Source organism: Bradyrhizobium sp. IC4060 (assembly GCF_020193715.1).
Classification (GTDB): domain Bacteria; phylum Pseudomonadota; class Alphaproteobacteria; order Rhizobiales; family Xanthobacteraceae; genus Bradyrhizobium; species Bradyrhizobium yuanmingense.
In genome coordinates this window covers 192,432-210,709 of the sequence record NZ_JADYVJ010000010.1, presented here as the reverse complement: position 1 = coordinate 210,709, position 18,278 = coordinate 192,432, and the positions used below count along the sequence as shown (strand labels likewise).

At 65.0% G+C, this 18,278-nt stretch carries 17 protein-coding genes; 10 read left to right on the top strand and 7 right to left on the bottom strand.

The window, feature by feature from the left end; translation table 11 throughout:
• Window positions 1–46: 46 nt before the first annotated feature.
• Window positions 47–400 carry a hypothetical protein gene (locus I6F16_RS28000; protein ID WP_225113488.1) on the bottom strand — a complete coding sequence of 118 codons (354 nt, stop codon included), beginning with the start codon at window positions 398–400 and terminating at the stop codon, window positions 47–49.
• A 667-nt stretch (window positions 401–1,067) separates the two neighbouring features.
• Between I6F16_RS28000 and I6F16_RS27995 the strand changes: the two genes are divergently transcribed.
• Window positions 1,068–1,400, top strand: coding sequence for a PRC-barrel domain-containing protein (locus I6F16_RS27995; protein WP_036001758.1), 333 nt, complete (start codon window positions 1,068–1,070; stop codon window positions 1,398–1,400).
• A 47-nt stretch (window positions 1,401–1,447) separates the two neighbouring features.
• On the opposite strand, the gene I6F16_RS27990 is transcribed toward I6F16_RS27995, so the two are convergent.
• The 4 genes from I6F16_RS27990 to I6F16_RS27975 form a co-directional block, all read right to left on the bottom strand.
• On the bottom strand, window positions 1,448–1,882 hold the full coding sequence (locus tag I6F16_RS27990) for a VOC family protein (protein ID WP_225113436.1): 435 nt from the start codon (window positions 1,880–1,882) through the stop codon (window positions 1,448–1,450).
• A gap of 119 nt (window positions 1,883–2,001) precedes the next feature.
• Window positions 2,002–2,733 (bottom strand): helix-turn-helix domain-containing protein, encoded by a 732-nt coding sequence (locus I6F16_RS27985; protein ID WP_225113437.1) that lies wholly within the window; start codon window positions 2,731–2,733, stop codon window positions 2,002–2,004.
• Window positions 2,734–2,976: 243 nt separating this feature from the next.
• Window positions 2,977–3,372, bottom strand: coding sequence for a group II truncated hemoglobin (locus tag I6F16_RS27980; protein ID WP_057028463.1), 396 nt, complete (start codon window positions 3,370–3,372; stop codon window positions 2,977–2,979).
• A gap of 2 nt (window positions 3,373–3,374) precedes the next feature.
• Window positions 3,375–4,283: a helix-turn-helix transcriptional regulator gene (locus tag I6F16_RS27975; protein WP_036001723.1), complete on the bottom strand. Its 909-nt coding sequence runs from the start codon at window positions 4,281–4,283 to the stop codon at window positions 3,375–3,377.
• A gap of 121 nt (window positions 4,284–4,404) precedes the next feature.
• On the opposite strand from I6F16_RS27975, the gene I6F16_RS27970 reads away from it, so the two are divergent.
• From I6F16_RS27970 to boxB, 4 genes are all read left to right on the top strand, one after another.
• A complete protein-coding gene (locus I6F16_RS27970; RefSeq protein WP_225113438.1) occupies window positions 4,405–5,946 on the top strand; it encodes a benzoate-CoA ligase family protein in 1,542 nt (513 codons plus the stop codon).
• Window positions 5,947–6,180: 234 nt separating this feature from the next.
• Entirely contained in the window at window positions 6,181–6,993 is an 813-nt protein-coding gene (locus tag I6F16_RS27965; protein WP_225113439.1) for an alpha/beta hydrolase, read from the top strand.
• A 124-nt stretch (window positions 6,994–7,117) separates the two neighbouring features.
• Window positions 7,118–8,806: a 2,3-epoxybenzoyl-CoA dihydrolase gene (gene boxC / locus I6F16_RS27960; protein WP_225113440.1), complete on the top strand. Its 1,689-nt coding sequence runs from the start codon at window positions 7,118–7,120 to the stop codon at window positions 8,804–8,806.
• A 100-nt stretch (window positions 8,807–8,906) separates the two neighbouring features.
• On the top strand, window positions 8,907–10,358 hold the full coding sequence (gene boxB / locus I6F16_RS27955; protein ID WP_128266003.1) for a benzoyl-CoA 2,3-epoxidase subunit BoxB: 1,452 nt from the start codon (window positions 8,907–8,909) through the stop codon (window positions 10,356–10,358).
• 72 nt (window positions 10,359–10,430) lie between these two features.
• Here boxB and I6F16_RS27950 read toward each other — a convergent pair whose 3' ends face one another.
• Window positions 10,431–11,240 carry an SDR family oxidoreductase gene (locus I6F16_RS27950; RefSeq protein ID WP_225113441.1) on the bottom strand — a complete coding sequence of 270 codons (810 nt, stop codon included), beginning with the start codon at window positions 11,238–11,240 and terminating at the stop codon, window positions 10,431–10,433.
• A gap of 91 nt (window positions 11,241–11,331) precedes the next feature.
• On the bottom strand, window positions 11,332–12,390 hold the full coding sequence (locus I6F16_RS27945; protein WP_225113442.1) for a polysaccharide deacetylase family protein: 1,059 nt from the start codon (window positions 12,388–12,390) through the stop codon (window positions 11,332–11,334).
• Between the two features lie 164 nt (window positions 12,391–12,554).
• Between I6F16_RS27945 and I6F16_RS27940 the strand changes: the two genes are divergently transcribed.
• From I6F16_RS27940 to pstS, 5 genes are all read left to right on the top strand, one after another.
• The gene (locus I6F16_RS27940) at window positions 12,555–13,949 is read left to right on the top strand and encodes an OmpA family protein (RefSeq protein ID WP_225113443.1); all 1,395 of its coding nucleotides are present in this window, start codon (window positions 12,555–12,557) and stop codon (window positions 13,947–13,949) included.
• Window positions 13,950–13,951: 2 nt separating this feature from the next.
• The gene (locus I6F16_RS27935) at window positions 13,952–14,254 is read left to right on the top strand and encodes a hypothetical protein (RefSeq protein WP_036001688.1); all 303 of its coding nucleotides are present in this window, start codon (window positions 13,952–13,954) and stop codon (window positions 14,252–14,254) included.
• Between the two features lie 448 nt (window positions 14,255–14,702).
• Window positions 14,703–15,758: a lysylphosphatidylglycerol synthase domain-containing protein gene (locus I6F16_RS27930; RefSeq protein ID WP_036001683.1), complete on the top strand. Its 1,056-nt coding sequence runs from the start codon at window positions 14,703–14,705 to the stop codon at window positions 15,756–15,758.
• A 46-nt stretch (window positions 15,759–15,804) separates the two neighbouring features.
• Complete coding sequence (locus I6F16_RS27925) at window positions 15,805–17,097, top strand: ATP-binding protein (RefSeq protein WP_057028454.1); 1,293 nt, start codon at window positions 15,805–15,807, stop codon at window positions 17,095–17,097.
• 148 nt (window positions 17,098–17,245) lie between these two features.
• The gene (gene pstS, locus I6F16_RS27920; protein ID WP_036001732.1) at window positions 17,246–18,259 is read left to right on the top strand and encodes a phosphate ABC transporter substrate-binding protein PstS; all 1,014 of its coding nucleotides are present in this window, start codon (window positions 17,246–17,248) and stop codon (window positions 18,257–18,259) included.
• Window positions 18,260–18,278 lie beyond the last annotated feature (19 nt).

Genomic DNA, 18,278 nt, shown 5'->3' with positions numbered 1-18,278 from the left:
CCCGCTCCAGCCGCGTCGCAATGACGGAAGAGATAGACGCGATCGCTCACCAATAGATCCCATGCCGATGCAGCTCGCGGATCACGCGCGCCTCGGTGGACGGCTGCCGGCGCTTCGGCTTGGCTGTTTCGGTCGTCGACGCCGTTGCGGGCCGGGGGGACGTTGTGGCGGCCGGAATTGCCGCGGCAGGCGCCGTCGGTGCAGCTGGTGCGGTCGTCGCCGTCGGCACATTCGTTGTTGAAGGGGCTTGAGGCGTCTGCGCCGGAGCAGGCGTCGCGGTGGCCGGCTGTTCCGCCTGCTGGCTTGCATTGCTGGCCGCCAGGCTGAGGCTCCGCGAGCCTCCGGCATGGGCCTGGCTTGCGAGCAGCGACATCGCTGCGATCAGGATCAGCTTGCGCATGGTAATCCCCGTCATCTGGTCAATCGATCTTACCCAATTCCCGTGGACTTCATGGGCTTAGCGCGCGAGGCGGTGCGTGCCGATCTCGATCAGGGTGGTCCGGCAGGACAGGCGATAGATCAGGCTGAAAAGTTGACCCCACATGACCGAACTCCGTTGTTGATCAATGCAGAGAATCTAGACCGCCTGCCTTTCCGGCGTTTTTCGCCGGGTGAGGAAAATGGCTTCGTCCGGGGGCGGCGCGATGTCGTCGCAACAGTCCGGAAGAAGTCGCCTCACGCGGGCGTGAAGCAGCGCGCCGAGCGGGGCCGATCGGATTCCGATCAAGGCCGGTAGTTCTCCCGGGATGAAGCGCCCGCAGCGCGGCAGTAACGTGCGGGCGCCTCAGCCCCGGTTATTGTATGAGTTCCGATCGCCAAGACGATCCGCCGATCCTCATCTGCTCAAAATGCAGGCGGCCAATGAAGTTCCTGGCGACACTACCTGGAATAGTCACGCTGCCTGCGGAGCACGTTTATCATTGCGTCCAGTGCCGTCGCGTCGACACGATTCGGCTGAAGTGACGCTCTGGTGGCCGGGGCGGGCCGCTTACAGCAGTTGTAGCTGCTCCCGCCGCCGCGAAACCGGTGCTATAATATCGTGAACACAAGAGAACAGGGAGGACACCATGAACCACACCATGGTTCCCAGTGATCGCGTGGAGCACGTCGCCGTCTACGGACGCGACGGCACGAAGCTCGGCACGATCGAGCGGTTGATGCTCGACAAGATGAGCGGAACGGTTGCCTATGCTGTGATCAAGACCGGCGGGCTGCTCGGTACGCGTCACCATTATCCGCTGCAGTGGAGCGCGCTGAAATACGATCCAGCACGGCAGGCGTTTCAGACCGAGCAGACGCTGGACGAACTCAGCAGCGGCCCGTGCGAGTTCGATGGCGACGCGTTCGACTGGGGCGACCGCTCGCGGCCCTACCCGCATCCGCATTACTGGTCGGTCTAGCGAGCAAGACCGTTCGGCCGCGGAGCAGTATTTGACGCGAGCGCCCGCTATCCCGCGAGCGGCTGCTCGCCGACCTTGGGCCAATAGGTGCCGAAGCTCCAGAGCCCGCCCTCCGGATCGCGTGCGGCGAAATCGCGGCTGCCATAATCGGTCGTGTAGGGCTCCATCTCGATCTGCGCCCCGGCGGCTTTCACCTTTTGAAAGAGCGCGTCGGGATCCTCCACGGCCAGATAGACGGCATCCGTCCGCCGGCCGCCGATGTCGCCAACCAATTTGCCGTAGGCGTCGTCGCGATGCGCGCCCAGCATGAGGATCGACGATCCGAACGCCAGCTCGGCGTGAACGACCGTGCCCTCCTTGCGGTACACCACCCGTTCGGTGAAGCCGAGAACGTTCTTCAGCCAGGCGATCATCGCCTCGGCATCCCTACAGCGCATGGTGTGGTAGAGGCGCGGCGCTTCGTAGCCGTTCGGCTGGTTCATGACACTCTCCAGGTTCGGTGCAAGCTTGTTGCGAAGCCGACCCTAGTTCGGATCATGGCGGCCGGCTTGAACAAATGGGACCTGACCGTGCCTCGCGCCGTCTTGCCGCTGTTTTGGCGCTAGCCCCCGCCGTCCCGCATCAGGCGTGAATCGACGACATCGAGCCGCGCGGCCCATCCGGTCGGCGTCTCTCCGCTGAACATCCGGAAATCGCGAGCAAGATGTGCCTGGTCGGCATAGCCGGCGTCCGCGGCAATGGCCGCCCAGCCGCCTGCGCCATCCGTCCGGGCCAGGACGCAAGCGCGATGAAAGCGCAGCATCTGGGCCAGCGTCTTTGGCGGAGCGCCGATCTCGCGGTGGAAGCGGCGTGTGAGATGCTTGCGGCTCCAGCCGATGTCGGAGGCAATGTCGGCGATCCTGACCGCGCCCGCGCCTCGCCACAGCGTCTCCAGCGCGAAGGCGACCTCAGGCGAGGGCTCGTGTACGGCGCGGCGAAGCACGAAGTCTTCGACGATCTCGAATCGTCGCTGCCAGCCGGCCGCCTCGGCCACCCTGGCGCGGAGCTCCCTGCCGTGCCGTCCCAGAATGTCGTCGAGCCCGACGATCCGCGCGGTCAGATCGGGCACGGCGCCTCCGAAGAAGCGATACGCCCCGAGCGGCGTGAAATCGACCTGAACGCATTCGGCGCGCCCGTCGGATTCGATCACGACCGGCCCGGGAAACAGACCCGCTGCGAAACTCGGCCGCGCATCGGCGGTGTCCGGTCGGTGTCCGAGCGCAATGCGGAAGGGCGTTCCCAAATTCACCAGCAGAGGCAGTGCAAGCGGCGCGGCGTGGCGGAAGGCGGCCAAGCCGATCCCGCGCTCGCGGTAGAAGGAAATGCTGGAGATCAGCCGCGCAAGACGCGGCGAGGGCGGTCGACGGATGACATCGGGAGGTGCGTCCATCACGCGCTAACGCTCCGTCACTTCGCGCTCCATGCGTATGGTGTCGCAGAGCATGTCGGTCATGCCTGGAGCTTAGCAGGCGATCGCAGCGGAACTCAAATGACCCGGTGCGTGGCCGTCGAATTGCGCCGAAGCGCTGCCGCCCCGTCACGGCCGGTTGCGCATCCAGTCGGCCAGGCCCGCTATCGCCTTGTCGAGATCCTGGCGCGCGGCGGCGTCGGTGATCGTCTCCTCCAGCGCGCCGCGCATGCAGAGCATCCAGGCGTCGCGCTCGGCGTCCCCAATGGCGAAGCCGAAATGGCGCTGGCGCAGCCGCGGATGACCTTTCTCGGGTGTATAGAGCCGCGGGCCACCGGTCCATTCGGTGAGATAGCGCTTCAGCACGTCCCTGATCAGGCCAAGGTCGTCCGCATGCATGGCGCGGATGATCTTCGCCTCCGGCAGCGTGTCCATGCGGTCGTAGAAGCGGTCGACGAGGGCGTCGATCGTGGCGCTGCCGCCGATCCGCTCGAACATGGAGGTGGCGACGTCGGTGGACGTCATCGCTACAGCGCCACGCTGCGCAGGCCGAAGCTGCGGGCTTCGTTCTGCAGCACCGGCCGCACCGCATCGATCAGGCGTGCGGCGGCGGCATCGACGGAGAGGCCGGCGGTATCCACCACCGCGGTCGCGCGCGAATACAACGGCTCGCGGCTGAGCAGGATGTTGCGCAGCTCCGTCATCGCCGAGCGATCATCAGCCATCGGGCGTAGATCGCCCTGGCGACGCACGCGCGCCATGTGCTCCTCGGGCTCGGCCTTCAGCCAGATCGTGTAGAACGAGGAGAGGACCTGGTCGAAGGTCAGGGGCTCGGAGACGATTCCGCCGCCGGTTGCCAGCACCATCAGCTCGTTGCGCGCGAGCAGCTGTTGCAGTGCCGCCTGCTCCATGCGGCGAAAGCCTTCCTGGCCGTACAGCGCGATGATCTCGGCGACCGAGAGCCCGTTCTGCTGCTCGACCTCCTTGTTGAGCTCGACGAAACTCCAGCCGATCCTCTTCGCCAGCATCCGCCCAAGTGTGGACTTGCCGGCGCCGCGCAGGCCGATCAGCGCGATCCCGCAGAACGGCGCGCGCCGGGGCGCGGTTGCGCTGCCGCCGGCGAGCAGATCCTTGGCCTGAGCAATCTGCGCGGGCGTCGCCTTGCGCAGGAGGTCGCGAAACACCTGCCAGTCCGGGGTCGGATCGGCGCTGGGCAGCAAATCTTCGAGATGGGCGCCCATCGCGTCGGAGACGCGGCGCAGCAGCACGATCGAGACATTGCCCTTGCCGCTCTCGAGCTGCGCGATGTAGCGCTCCGAAATTCCCGACACCTTGGCGAGTACTTTGCGCGACATGCCGCGCAGCGCGCGCATGGTGCGCACACGCTGGCCGAGTTGTTCGAGGAAGCGGGATTCGGCGTCGGGACTTTCGGTCATGAGTCTTCTTTACAGTGGTCCTGCGGCGCGTTTTAATGAAACATAGTGCCTGCTGGCATTGACAGCAAGCCGCCGTGGTGTCTTTCTATGAATTATAATTCTAAATTCCGGGGAGATGTCCGTGAGCGAGGGATCCTATAACGCGGTGACCTGGCTGCTCGACCGTAACGTCAGGGAGGGCAGGGGCAGTAAGCTCGCCTTCGACGACACCGTCTCGCGACTCACCTATGGCGAGCTCCAGCAACAGACCCGGCGCGCCGCCAACATGCTGCGCCGGCTCGGCGTCCGCCGCGAGGAGCGCGTGGCGATGATCATGCTGGATACAATCGATTTCCCGATCGTGTTCCTGGGCGCGATCCGCGCCGGCATCGTGCCGGTGCCGCTCAACACGCTGCTGACCGCGGACCAATACGCCTACATCCTCGCCGACTGCCGCGCGCGCGTGCTGTTCGTGTCCGAAGCGCTCTACCCCGTCATCAAGGACGTCGTCGGCCGCATGCCGGATCTCGAGCATGTCGTGGTCTCCGGCACCAAGCTGAACGGCCACAAGCAGCTCGCCGAGGAAATTGCCGGCGAGAGCGACCAGTTCACCACCGCCGCGACGCATCCGGACGAGCCGGCGTTCTGGCTCTATTCGTCGGGGTCGACGGGTATGCCGAAGGGCGTGCGTCATATCCATTCCAATTTGCAGGCCACTGCCGACACCTATGCCAAGCAGGTGCTCGGCATCCGTGAGAGCGATGTGTGTCTCTCCGCGGCGAAATTGTTCTTCGCCTATGGCCTCGGCAATGCGCTGACCTTTCCAATGTCTGTCGGTGCCAGCGTGATCCTCAACAGCGAGCGTCCGACGCCGGCGCGCATGTTCGACCTGATGAACCGCTACAATCCCTCGATCTTCTATGGCGTGCCGACCTTGTTCGCGGCGATGCTCAACGACGAGACCATGAAGAGCGAGCGCGGCGGCAAGGCTTTGCGCATCTGCACCTCCGCCGGCGAGGCGCTGCCGGAATCCGTCGGCCACAGCTGGAAGGCACGGTTCGGTGTCGACATTCTCGACGGCGTCGGCTCGACCGAGCTGTTGCACATTTTTCTGTCGAACGCGCCCGGCGACATCAAATACGGCTCGTCCGGCAAGCCGGTGCCCGGCTATGCGGTGCGGCTCGTCAACGAGGCCGGGCAGGACGTCGCCGACGGCGAGGTCGGCGAGCTGCTGGTCGATGCGCCCTCGGCCGGCGAGGGCTACTGGAACCAGCGTCACAAGAGCCGCCGCACCTTCGAGGGGCCGTGGACCCGCACCGGCGACAAATACATTCGTGACGCCGAGGGCCGCTACACCTTCTGCGGCCGCGCCGACGACATGTTCAAGGTCTCCGGCATCTGGGTCTCGCCGTTCGAAGTGGAGAGCGCGCTGATCACGCATCCGGCCGTGCTGGAAGCTGCAGTCGTGCCTGAGGCCGATCCGGAAGGCCTCCTGAAGCCGAAAGCCTTCGTCGTGCTGCGCCCCGGCGCCAAGACGACGGATTTGCAGGAGATGCTCAAGGAGCACGTCAAGCAGAAGATCGGCCCCTGGAAATATCCGCGCTGGATCGATGTGGTGGAGTCCTTGCCGAAGACGGCGACGGGCAAGATCCAGCGCTTCAAGTTGCGCGAGGGCGCGCATTGAGTGAGCAGGCGGCGAACGCGCTCGCTTACCCTCCCCTGGAGGGGGAGAGTCGGCACGCGATCGAGCGTAGCGAGACGCGTGGCGGGGTGGGGTGATCTCTCCACACGGGCACTGCCTCTCCGGAGAGCCTGTCACCCCGCCCCGATTCAGATCTCGCTGCGCTCGCTGTGAATCGACCCTCCCCCTCCAGGGAGGGTGGGCATTTCGGCATTGGCTAGGAATGGGAATTCGACCATGACCAATCTCACCCCCACCGGCTTCCTCGACATTGGTACCGCCAGCCTCGAATACAGATGGTTCGCGCCGCTAGTCCCCGACGCGCCCACCATCGTGATGCTGCACGAAGGCCTCGGCTCCGTCGGCCTCTGGGGTGATTTCCCAGAGAAGCTGCAGCAGGCCACGGGCGCGGGCATCTTCGCCTATTCGCGCGCAGGCTACGGCCAGTCCAGCCCGGTCGCACTGCCGCGGCCGCTCGACTACATGCATCGCGAGGCGCTGGACGTGTTGCCGAAGCTGCTCGACATGATCGGCTTCAAGCGCGGCCTCCTGCTCGGCCATTCCGATGGTGCCTCGATCGCCACCATCTATGCCGGGGCCCATCAGGATCATCGCCTCAATGGGCTCGTGCTGATCGCGCCGCATTTCATCGTCGAGGACATCTCGATCAAATCCATCGCCGCGATCAAGACGACGTTCGAGACCACGGACCTCAAGACAAAGCTCGCGCGCTGGCACAAGGACGTCGACAACGCCTTCTACGGCTGGAACGACGCCTGGCTCGATCCGGATTTCCGCGATTGGGATATCTCCGAATACCTCGCCTACATCCGCGTGCCCGTGATGATCGTGCAGGGCGCAGACGACCAATATGGGACGCTGCGCCAGGCGGAGATCGCGCAGGAAGAATGTTACTGCCCGGTCGACCTGAAAATCATTGCCGGCGCGGCGCATTCCCCGCATCGCGAGGCCGCGGGGCCGACGCTCGATGCCATCATGCAGTTTGCAAAGGCCGCCTTGCGGGACGATCCGGGGCTTCAGGCTGCATGAAACCCATGCGCGCCTAGATGAAGCAAAGTGCATATGAGGTCGCGATTCGGGCTAGACTAACCTAACTAGATGCACTATTGTGCATCTAACGCTCCAAATGCATAACCAAGCTTAAGGGTGGCTCATGGCCGGGGAAGATCGGCGCCTCGCAGGCGGCGCGACATTCATCGATTTCCAGACCGAACCGTCCCGCTACAAGCATTGGAAGCTCGCGGTCGACGGTGACGTCGCAACGTTGACCATGGACGTCGACGAGAATGGCGGCCTGTTCGAGGGCTACCAGCTCAAGCTCAATTCCTACGACCTTGGCGTCGACATTGAGCTCGCCGACGCGATCCAGCGCCTGCGCTTCGAGCATCCCGAGGTGAAGGTCGTGGTGCTGCGCTCGGCCAAGAACCGCGTGTTCTGCGCTGGCGCCAACATCCGCATGCTCGCGGGCTCGACCCATGCCCACAAGGTGAACTTTTGCAAGTTCACCAACGAAACCCGCAACGGCATGGAAGATTCGTCGGAGAATTCCGGCCAGCGCTTCATCACGGTCGTGAACGGCTCCGCCGCCGGCGGCGGCTATGAGCTCGCGCTCGCGACCGATCACATCATCCTCGCCGACGACGGCTCGTCCGCCGTCGCGCTGCCCGAAGTGCCGCTGCTCGCGGTGCTGCCGGGCACCGGCGGTCTGACGCGGGTGGTCGACAAGCGCAAGGTGCGGCGCGATCACGCCGATGTCTTCTGCACCATCGAGGAAGGCGTGAAGGGCAAGCGCGCCGTGCAATGGCGCCTCGTCGACGAGATCGCGCCGAACTCCAAGCTCGAGGCCAAGATCGCCGAGCGCGCCAAGGAATTCGCAGGCCAATCGAAGCGCAAGGGCAGCGGCAAGGGCATCGCGCTGACGCCGCTCAGGCGCCTGATCGACGAGAACAGCATCCGCTACGGCTTCGTCACCGTCGATATCGATCGCACAGCGCGCATCGCCACCATCTCGATCAAGGCGCCGGAGACCGCGCCGCCCGCCGACATCGACGGCATGATGGCGCAAGGCGCCTCGTTCTGGCCGCTGCAAGTGGCGCGCGAGCTCGACGACGCCATCCTTCACTTACGCATCAACGAGCTCGAGATCGCGATGCTCGTCTTCAAGAGCCACGGCGACCGCGCCCATGTGCTCGCGGCCGACGCCTTCCTCGAAGCCAACAAGGCGCATTGGCTCGTCAACGAGATCAGGCACTACTGGAAGCGCGTGCTCAAGCGCGTCGACGTCACCTCGCGCACGCTGGTGACGCTGGTCGAGCCCGGCTCCTGCTTTGCCGGCACGCTCGCCGAGCTCGTCTTCGCCGCCGACCGCTCCTACATGCTGATCGGCACGCGCCAGGGCGACAATCGTCCGCCGCCGTCGATCGAGCTGTCCGCCATGAATTTCGGCCCCTATCCGATGAGCCACGGCCTGACACGGCTGGAGTCGCGCTTCCAGGCCGATCCGTCCGATCTGGAGCGCGCGGAAGCAACGCTCGGCACCAGCCTCGATGCGGAGCAGGCCGAAGAGCTCGGCCTCGTTACCTTCGCGCTCGACGACATCGACTGGGACGACGAGGTCCGCGTATTCCTTGAGGAGCGCGCCACCTTCTCGCCCGACAGCCTCACCGGCATGGAAGCGAGCCTGCGCTTCGTCGGCCCCGAGACGATGGAATCGAAGATCTTCGCGCGCCTCACGGCGTGGCAGAACTGGATCTTCCAGCGCCCGAACGCCGTCGGCGAAGAAGGCGCGCTGCGCCGCTACGGCAGCGGCCAGAAGCCGAAATTCGATATGACGCGAGTCTAGCGAGTAGGGAGTGGCGAATGGCGAATAGGGAATGCCCATTCGCTACTCGCCATTCGCCATTCGCCCCTTCAAACGAGCTAGTCCCACACGGGAGGTCCCCATGAACATGAACATCATGAACGTCGACTACTCGACCAAGATTCCCAATAACGTCAACCTCGCCGAAGACCGCCAGGTGCTCAAAGCGCTGGAGGGCTGGCACCCCGGCTACATGGACTGGTGGAGCGACATGGGCCCCGAGGGCTTCCAGGAATCCCTGGTCTATTTGCGCACCGCCTACTCCGTCGATCCGCGCGGCTGGGCCAAGTTCGACTATGTCCGCATGCCCGAGTATCGCTGGGGCATTCTGCTTGCGCCGCAGGAAGAGAACCGCGTCGTGCCGTTCGGCGAGCATTATGGCGAGCCGGCCTGGCAGGAAGTGCCGGGCGAGCACCGCGCCATGCTGCGCCGCCTGATCGTGATCCAGGGCGACACCGAGCCGGCCTCGGTCGAGCAGCAGCGCCATCTCGGCAAGACCGCGCCCTCGCTCTACGACATGCGCAATCTGTTCCAGGTCAATGTCGAGGAAGGCCGTCACCTCTGGGCGATGGTCTATCTGCTCCAGAAATATTTCGGCCGCGACGGCCGTGAGGAGGCCGACGATCTCTTGCGCCGCCGCTCCGGCGATGCCGACGCGCCGCGCATGCTGGGCGCGTTCAACGAAGCAACGCCGGACTGGCTGTCCTTCTTCATGTTCACCTATTTCACCGACCGCGACGGCAAGATGCAGCTGCACTCGCTCGCGCAGTCCGGCTTCGACCCCCTGTCGCGCACCTGCCGCTTCATGCTGACGGAGGAAGCGCACCACATGTTCGTCGGCGAGACCGGCATTACCCGCGTCGTGCAGCGCACCTGCGATGCGATGCGCGCGGCCGGCATCACCGACCCCACCGACATCGCGAAGGTCCGCGCGCTCGGCGTCATCGATCTTCCGACCATCCAGAAGAAGCTGAACCTGCATTACACGCTGTCGCTCGACCTGTTCGGCTCGGAAGTCTCGACCAACGCGGCCAACGCGTTCAACGCCGGCATCAAGGGCCGCTACCACGAGACCCAGATCGACGACGATCACCAGCTCAAGAATTCGACCTATCCGGTGCTCAAGCTGATCAACGGCGAAGTCAAGCTGGTCGACGAGCCGGCGCTGACCGCGCTCAACATGCGCCTGCGCGACGATTACAGCCAGGATTGCGTCAAGGGCATGCTGCGCTGGAACAAGGTAATCTCGACCGCCGGCTACGACTTCAAGCTGACGCTGCCCAACGTCGCCTTCCACCGCCACATCGGCGAGTTCAAGGACGTGCACGCGACGCCCGACGGCATCCTGATCGACGATGCCACCTGGGCCAAGCGCAAGGACGAATGGCTGCCGTCGGCCAGCGACGGCGACTTCATCACCTCCCTGATGCAGCCCGTCACCGAGATCGGCCAGTTCGCCTCCTGGATCTCGCCGCCCAAGGTCGGCATCGACAACAAGCCGGGCGATTTCGAGTATGTGAAGATCGAGTCGTGAGATAGGCGAATGGCGAGTGGCGAATAGTGCAACAGATGCTATTCGCCATTCGCTACCTCACTACTCGTGCACTCAGCTGTCCCACCCGCTGCCCTTGATCCCCGGGTTCGCATAGACGATGCCGCCATCCACCGCGATGGTCGCTCCCACCACGTAATCGCCGGCGCGGGAGGCGAGGTAGATCGCAGCGCCCGCCATGTCCTCGTCGGTGCCGATGCGGCCCACGGGGACGCGCGTTGCGACCTCGTCGGCGTGGTCGCGCGCGGCGCGGTTCATGTCTGACTTGAACGGGCCCGGCGCGATTGCGGTGACCACGATGTGGTCCGGGATGAGCTTCACCGCCATGCGCCGCGTCAGATGAATCAGCCCGGCCTTGCTCGCGGCATAGGAATAGGTCTCGCCGGGATTGACGAAGATGCCGTCGATCGAGGCGATGTTGATCACCTTCGCCGGCCGTTCCGCGCTCGCTGACGTGCGCAGCGTCGGCGCCAACGCCTTGGTCAGGAAGAACGGCGCCTTGACGTTGAGGTTCATCACCTTGTCCCAGCCGTTCTCCGGAAATTCGTCGAACTCCGCGCCCCAGGCGGCGCCCGCATTGTTGACGAGGATGTCGAGCCGGGACTCGCGTTTCCCGAACTCGCTGGCCAGCAGCTCGGCGCCGGCAACGGTCGAGATGTCGATCGGCAGCGCGATGCATTCCCCGTCATATTGCGCGCTGAGCTCCTTCGCGGTGGCCTCGCACGGTCCGGCCTTGCGCGCGGTGATGTAGACCTTTGCCGCGCCGGCGCTGAGAAATCCCGCCGCGATCATCTTTCCGATGCCGCGCGAGCCGCCGGTTACCAGCGCGATGCGGCCTTTGAGCGAGAACAGATCGTTGAACATGCGTCCCTCCCTCGGTTGCCGCCGGTTGTGGGCGGAGCGGGGAGGGGTGTCAAGGAAGGCACGCTTGTCCTCGACCAGTGCAGATTGAGGCCTACGCCGCCGCGATGCGGCGGAAGCCGTTCCACATCGCGGTCGCGGCACCCGAGGTCAGCACCGGCAGGATCCGCGCGTCCTGATAATTGCCATTGAGCGAGACGCGGGGCAGCGCGGTCATGTGGCCGGCGTTCTCCGCGAACAGCATGCCGGGCCGCGTCGTCACCGCGGTCTTGAAACCGGCGGATGCGGCAAGGGCGAATTCGCGCGCGCCCGCGGCGTCGCGGTCGCCATAGGGATAGGCGAGGTGCAGCACGGGGCGCTCCAGCACCTGCTCGATCCGCGCGCGGCTTGCGGCCATCTCCTGCGCGGCGATGTCTTCCGTCTGCTTGGCGAGATTGCAATGGCTGATGCTGTGCGCGCCGATCGTGACCAGCGGATCGGCGGCAAAGGACTTGAGCTCGGCCCAGGACAGGCAGAGGCCGCGGCACTGCGCTTCCATGTCGACGCCGTGAGTCCTGCACAGCGCCCCGATCTCGCGCGCAAGATCCTGCTCGCCCGGCAGCGCGCGCAGCCAGTCGTGCAGGCGGTCGAATGCCGCCTGCTTCGCCGCGACACTGGTCGCATCGAGCCGCAGGGCGGAATTGCCGATCTGAATGTCGATCTGCTCGGCCTTGGCGATCACGGCCTCCAGCGCCGTCCACCACAATCGCCCGGTGCCGTCGGCAAAATCGCTCGTGACATAGACCGCCAGCGGCGCGTCAAATTCGCGCAGCACCGGCAGCGCGTAATCCAGATTGTCGCGGTAACCGTCGTCGAGGGTGAAGGCGGCGAAGCGACGGTCGAACCGGCCCTGCACCAGCCGCTCATGCAGCTCGTCCATGCTGACGATGTCGATGTCGCGCGAGCGCAAATGGCACAGCGTGGCGCGCAGGAAGTCGGGGGTGACCTCGAGATGCCGGTTCGGCTGGAACGCGGCCTCGCGCGCCGGCCGCACATGGTGCAGCATGAAAATGGCGCCGACGCCCGACAAGAGCGGGCGCAACAGGTGGTGCGCCCCGCTGAGATAGAGTGCTCCCAGCCCGGCGCGGATGACGTTGTTACGCAGTTGTTTCATGACCGGGTGGGGGACTTTGGCATTCCGGCCTCAACTTACGGAAGAACCCTTGAAGAAAAAGTTATTCCGATTGTCCCACCCGGGCCTTGGGACCAGGGCCATTTCCGGTTTGACAGCCTGCCAAGGGTTTGTTTTGTCTCCGTTTCCAGAGGTCGGGTCGTCGAATGCAGAAGCTTTTCTCGTGGGCCAGCAAATGGTGGCCGGGGTTGATCCCCCTTGCCGTCATGTGGGGATTTGCGGCCTGGAATAATACCTTACCGGTCGAGGCTGATCTGTCGGCCCGCAGCTCGGCTGCGCTCAAGGACACCGTTCTGGACAAGACCCGGATCGCGGTCGACGGCCGCGACGTCAGCCTGGCCGCGGACGCCTTCTCCGAGGAGGGGCGCCGCGACGCAGTGATGGCGGTCGAAACCGTGCCCGGCGTGCGGCTGGTCGACGACCGGACCCGCCTCGTTCCCGAGGCCAAGCCCTTCGTGTGGAATGCCGAGCGCGACGTGGTGCGGGTGACGCTGTCGGGCTCCGCGCCGCTGCCATCGATGAGGGCCCGGCTGACCGAGGCGGCCCGCAAGGAAGTCGGCGGCGTCGAGGTCGCCGACCAGATGGGGCTGGCGCGCGGGGCGCCGCCCCGGTTCGAAGCCGCCGCGATGCTGCTGCTGGATCAGATCGGCAAGCTGAAGGACGGCAAGATCACGATCACGGACACCAAGGTCAATCTGTCGGGCATGGCGCGTGAGCTCGGCGGCCGTGAGGCGATCGCGGCTGCGCTGAAGAACCTGCCCGAGGGTTTTTCGATTGCGGCCAACGAGATCAAGGCGCCGCCCTACATCTTCCAGGCCTACAAGGATCCGGTGGCTGCGACGGTGACGCTGACCGGCAATGTTCCGGACAACAACGTCCACGCCGCGATCGGCACCAGCGCCTCGCGAAAGTTCTTCACCGAAAAGGTCGTCGACAATCTCAAGGCCAGTATCGGCGCCCCCGGCTCCTTCAGCACGGCTGTTATCGCCGCGCTCGGCGCGCTGTCGCGGCTGTCGACCGGCACGCTGGTCGTCTCCGACCGCGAGGTGAAGCTCTCGGGCGATGCGCTCTACGAGGGCGCCGCCAACGAGATCCGCGCAGGCCTCGGCAAGGACTTCCCGAAGAACTGGCAGTATAAGCCGGAGATCACGGTGAAGCCCGCCGCAGGCCCGGTCGACGGCACCGTGTGCCAGCAATTGTTCTCGGAGCTTCTGACCAAGGGCAAGATCCGCTTCGCGAACAGGCGCGCGGACATCGATCCTGACTCGGCCGGCATTCTCGATCGCCTCATCGAGACTGCGCTGCGCTGCCCCACCACCAATATCGAGGTCGTCGGACATACCGACGCCGATGGCGAGGATGCCTTCAACCAGGCCCTTTCGGAAAAGCGCGCGCAGGCGGTGATCGACTATCTGGTCAAGGCGGGCCTTCCTGCCAGCCGCTTCACCGCGGTCGGCCATGGCAGCACGCAGCCCGTCGCCGGCAACGACACCGATGAAGGCAAGGCGCAGAACCGCCGCATCGAATTTCTGGTGAGGTGACGATGCCTTATCTCGTCTCGTTCCATCTGGGCTGGCTGATCGGCTCGCTGCTGCTGGGCTTCTGCATGGGCTGGATCTCGGTGGTCCAGCGCGGCAACGGCACCTCGAAGGTGATTGCGCGGTGGCTCGCAGTGCTTGCCGCCGCCCTGGTCGCGGCCTCTCTCACCCATGTGGTCCCCGGTCGCTTCGGCTACTGGCTCGACCTCGGCCTGATCATGTTCGCCTGCTATCTCGTCGGCGGCACGATCGGAGCGTGGCTGCGCGATCGGGTGGTCTCGCGTACCGCGCCGCCAGCCGCTGTGTGATGTTGCTATGCACCCTCACGCGCGGGACGGGGTGTGCTCCGCCGCGGCCTTTCGGCGCATTGGAAAACCGGGACCTGGCCGCTCCAGTCACCCCTCTTTCAACAGGCAGGCCGGCTCCATAGATTGACGTTGGCTTAAGGCGTGACGGAACATTGTGCGGCCGAAATCATCAAAACTTCATGGCCCCTGCGCAGGATCGCCTGGAGATTCGCGCCAAGCCTTGCCGACGAAAGCGCCAAATTCTGCACTGGGAGCTGCGACCCTGCCTAAAATATTGAAGGCACGTGTTTTTGTTCGAATTGGCGAATTCCACTTCGGCCGAAAACGCGCTAGTGGAGGGGCAGGGGGCATGCGCGATTCCGGCGCCGGCGGCGAGGGTTCGTTGAATGCCTGCGCGTCCGCCTGTCCGCCGGCCACCCTGGCCGCTGAAGCGTTGTTCGAGGTCTAGATGCTGGAAGCCATACGCAGGGCGACGACGTTTCTGCGCCAGAAGCAAGTCCTGCATAAGCTTGGAGTCGTGATCAGCATCGCGGTCATCGGCATCGCTTGCTACGTGCTCTACCACATGCTGCGCGGCATCGATTTCAACGAGGTCCTCGAAGCGATCAAGAGCACTGAGCCGAGCCAGATTGCGATGGCGGCGCTATTCGTCACTGCGGGCTATTTCACGCTGACCTTCTACGACCTCTTCGCCACGCGCGCGATCGGCCATGCCCATGTGCCCTATCGCATCAACGCGCTCGCGGCCTTCACCAGCTATTCGATCGGCCACAATGTCGGCGCCTCCGTCTTCACCGGCGGGGCGGTGCGCTACCGCATCTATTCGGCCTATGGGCTCAACGCGATCGACGTCGCAAAAATCTGCTTTCTCGCCGGCCTGACCTTCTGGCTGGGCAATGCCGCGGTGCTCGGCCTCGGCATCGCCTACCATCCGGAGGCGGCAGCCTCGATCGACCAGCTGCCGGTCTGGCTGAACCGGACACTGGCGCTGATGATCATCGTGGCGCTGATCGGTTACGTGATCTGGGTCTGGAGCCAGCCGCGGGTGGTCGGCCGCGGCCCTTGGACGGTGGTGCTGCCGGGCGGCCCGCTGACGCTGCTCCAGATCGCGATCGGCATCGTCGATCTCGGTTTCTGCGCGCTGGCGATGTATGTGCTGGTCCCCGACGAGCCCAATCTCGGCTTCGTGATGGTCGCGGTGATCTTCGTCTCGGCGACCCTGCTCGGCTTCGCCAGCCATTCGCCCGGAGGCCTGGGGGTGTTCGATGCCGCCATGCTGGTTGGGCTCTGGCAGATGGACCGCGAGGAGCTGCTGGGCGGCATGCTCCTGTTCCGCGTCCTCTATTATCTGTCTCCGTTCGTCTTATCTGTAATCTTGCTGACGTTTCGAGAGGTTATAATCGGCGCCCGATCGAAGCGCTTGCAACAGGCGGCGCTCAAGCTGGACCCCGGCCCGGCGCCTGAAGCCGCCTATGTGAGAGAGCGCAGCGACAGCGGCGCCTGACCGGTGTCAGGTCCTTAAGGACAGTCCCCAGGAGAAGTCCGCCCCGATGGCGATCGACGCCCCCTCTTCTCCCTCCGCCCAGCCCTGGTCCGATCGGCTGCGGCACTCGACCATCATCCTGATCGCCGCGGCGCTGGCGCTGTCCGTCGTGGTCTCGCTCGGCGAATTGTCGGCGCTGCACGCTGCAATCGTGTTCCTCTGCATCGCGGCGGCTGCCTTGATCCCGTGGCGGCTGCACGATCCCGCCACCTCCCGCGACGACGTCAGACGCATCAACCCGGTCGAGAGCGCGGCGGTGGCCGCGGTGGTCGCCGGCATGCCGGATCCGGCGGTGCTGCTCGACCGGGCCGGCCGCGTCATCCACCTCAACGCCGCCGCCGCCCAGCTCGCGCCGGCGCTGCGCAAGAACGAGCTCGCCCAGTTCGCGCTGCGCTCGCCGGAGATCATCACCGCGCTGCGCGAGGCTATCGCGACCACCGAGCCGCGGCGCGCGACCTATCTCGATCATGTTCCGGTTGATCGCTGGATGGAGCTGATCATCACGCCGGTACCGGTGCCGACCAGCTTCGGCGGCGCCGACAAATGCATGCTGATGACCTTCCACGACCAGACGCCGCTGCGCCGGGTCGAGGAGATGCGCGCCGACTTCGTCGCCAATGCCAGCCACGAGCTGCGCACGCCGCTGGCGGCGCTGTCGGGCTTCATCGATACGCTCCAGGGCCAGGCCAAGGACGATCCCAAGGCGCGCGAGCGCTTTCTCGGCATCATGCACAACCAGGCCACGCGCATGGCGCGCCTGATCGACGATCTCTTGTCGCTGTCGCGGGTCGAGCTGTCGGCCCATGTCCGGCCCGACACCCTGGTCGATCTCGTCCCGATCATCCGTCAGGTCGCCGACGGGCTCGAGCCGCTGGCGCGCGAGCGTCAGGTCGAGGTGGACATCCACCTGCCGGAGCCGCCGGTGATGATCGCGGGGGACCGCGAGGAACTGCTCCGCCTGTTCGAGAACCTGATCGAGAACGCGCTCAAATACGGCGCCTCCGGCGGGCGCGTCATCGTGTCGCTGACCTCGAGCGCCGCCGCTGACGGAACTCAGGAAATGCGGGTCATGGTCCGCGATTTCGGCCCGGGCATCGCGCCGGAGCACCTGCCGCGGCTGACCGAGCGCTTCTATCGGGTCGACGTCGGCGACAGCCGCTCGCAAGGCGGCACCGGGCTCGGGTTATCGTTGGTGAAACATATCCTTAACCGTCATCGCGGCCGCCTTTTGATCGAAAGCGTGCCCAGGCAGGGCGCCACCTTCACCGCCTGCTTTCCCCAGATCAAGACTCCGGCTTGATCGGAAACGCAAGCAATTTCAATTGCTTGGTGTCGTCATCCAACTGTCACGAAACCTTCGTAAAAGCACAGCCGACCGCCCCTAAAGCGGCGGCGCGGGAGCGCGATCGGGCGCGGATGGCGCTTCGCTCCCCTGTATGGAGACCAGCATGAATTTCCTCAAAACCATGGTCGCTGCCGGCTTGGTCGCCGCATCGACGACGGTAGCCTTTGCGGCCGACATCACCGGTGCCGGCGCGACGTTCCCGTTCCCGATCTATTCGAAGTGGGCTGACGCCTACAAAAAGGAGACCGGCAACGGTCTGAACTACCAGTCGATCGGCTCGGGTGGTGGCATCAAGCAGATCCAGGCCAAGACCGTGACCTTCGGCGCCACCGACGCGCCGCTCAAGGCCGAGCAGCTCGAGAAGGACGGCCTCGTCCAGTGGCCGATGGTGATGGGTGCCATCGTCCCCGTCGTCAATATCGAGGGCGTGAAGCCGGGCGAGCTGGTTTTCGACGGCGAGACCCTGGCCAACATCTATCTCGGCAAGATCACCAAGTGGGACGATGCCGCGATCAAGAAGCTCAATCCCAACGCGAAGCTGCCGTCAGAGGCCATCACCGTGGTCCGTCGTTCGGACGGCTCGGGCACCACCTTCAACTTCACCAACTATCTCTCCAAGGCCAGCGCGGACTGGAAGAGCAAGGTCGGCGAGGGCACCGCGGTCGAGTGGCCGGTCGGCGTCGGCGCCAAGGGCAACGAGGGTGTGTCGGGCAACATCAGCCAGACCAAGAACTCGATCGGCTATGTCGAATACGCCTATGCCAAGCAGAACAAGCTCACCCACACCGGTCTCGTCAACAAGGCCGGCAAGCCGGTGCAGCCGACCGTCGAGGCCTTCCAGGCGGCCGCCTCCAACGCCGATTGGTCCAAGGCTCCCGGCTATTACGTCATCCTGACCGAGCAGCCCGGCGAGAAGTCCTGGCCGATCACGGCGGCGACCTTCATCCTGATGCACAAGTCCGCCACCGACAAGGCGGCCGCGCAGGAAGCGATCAAGTTCTTCCGCTGGGCCTTCAAGAACGGCGGCAAGATGGCCGAGGAGCTCGACTACATTCCGATGCCGGACAGCGTCGTCCAGCAGATCGAGAAGACCTGGGCTGCCGAGATCAAGAGCTAAGGCGCTATATGTGTCCCGG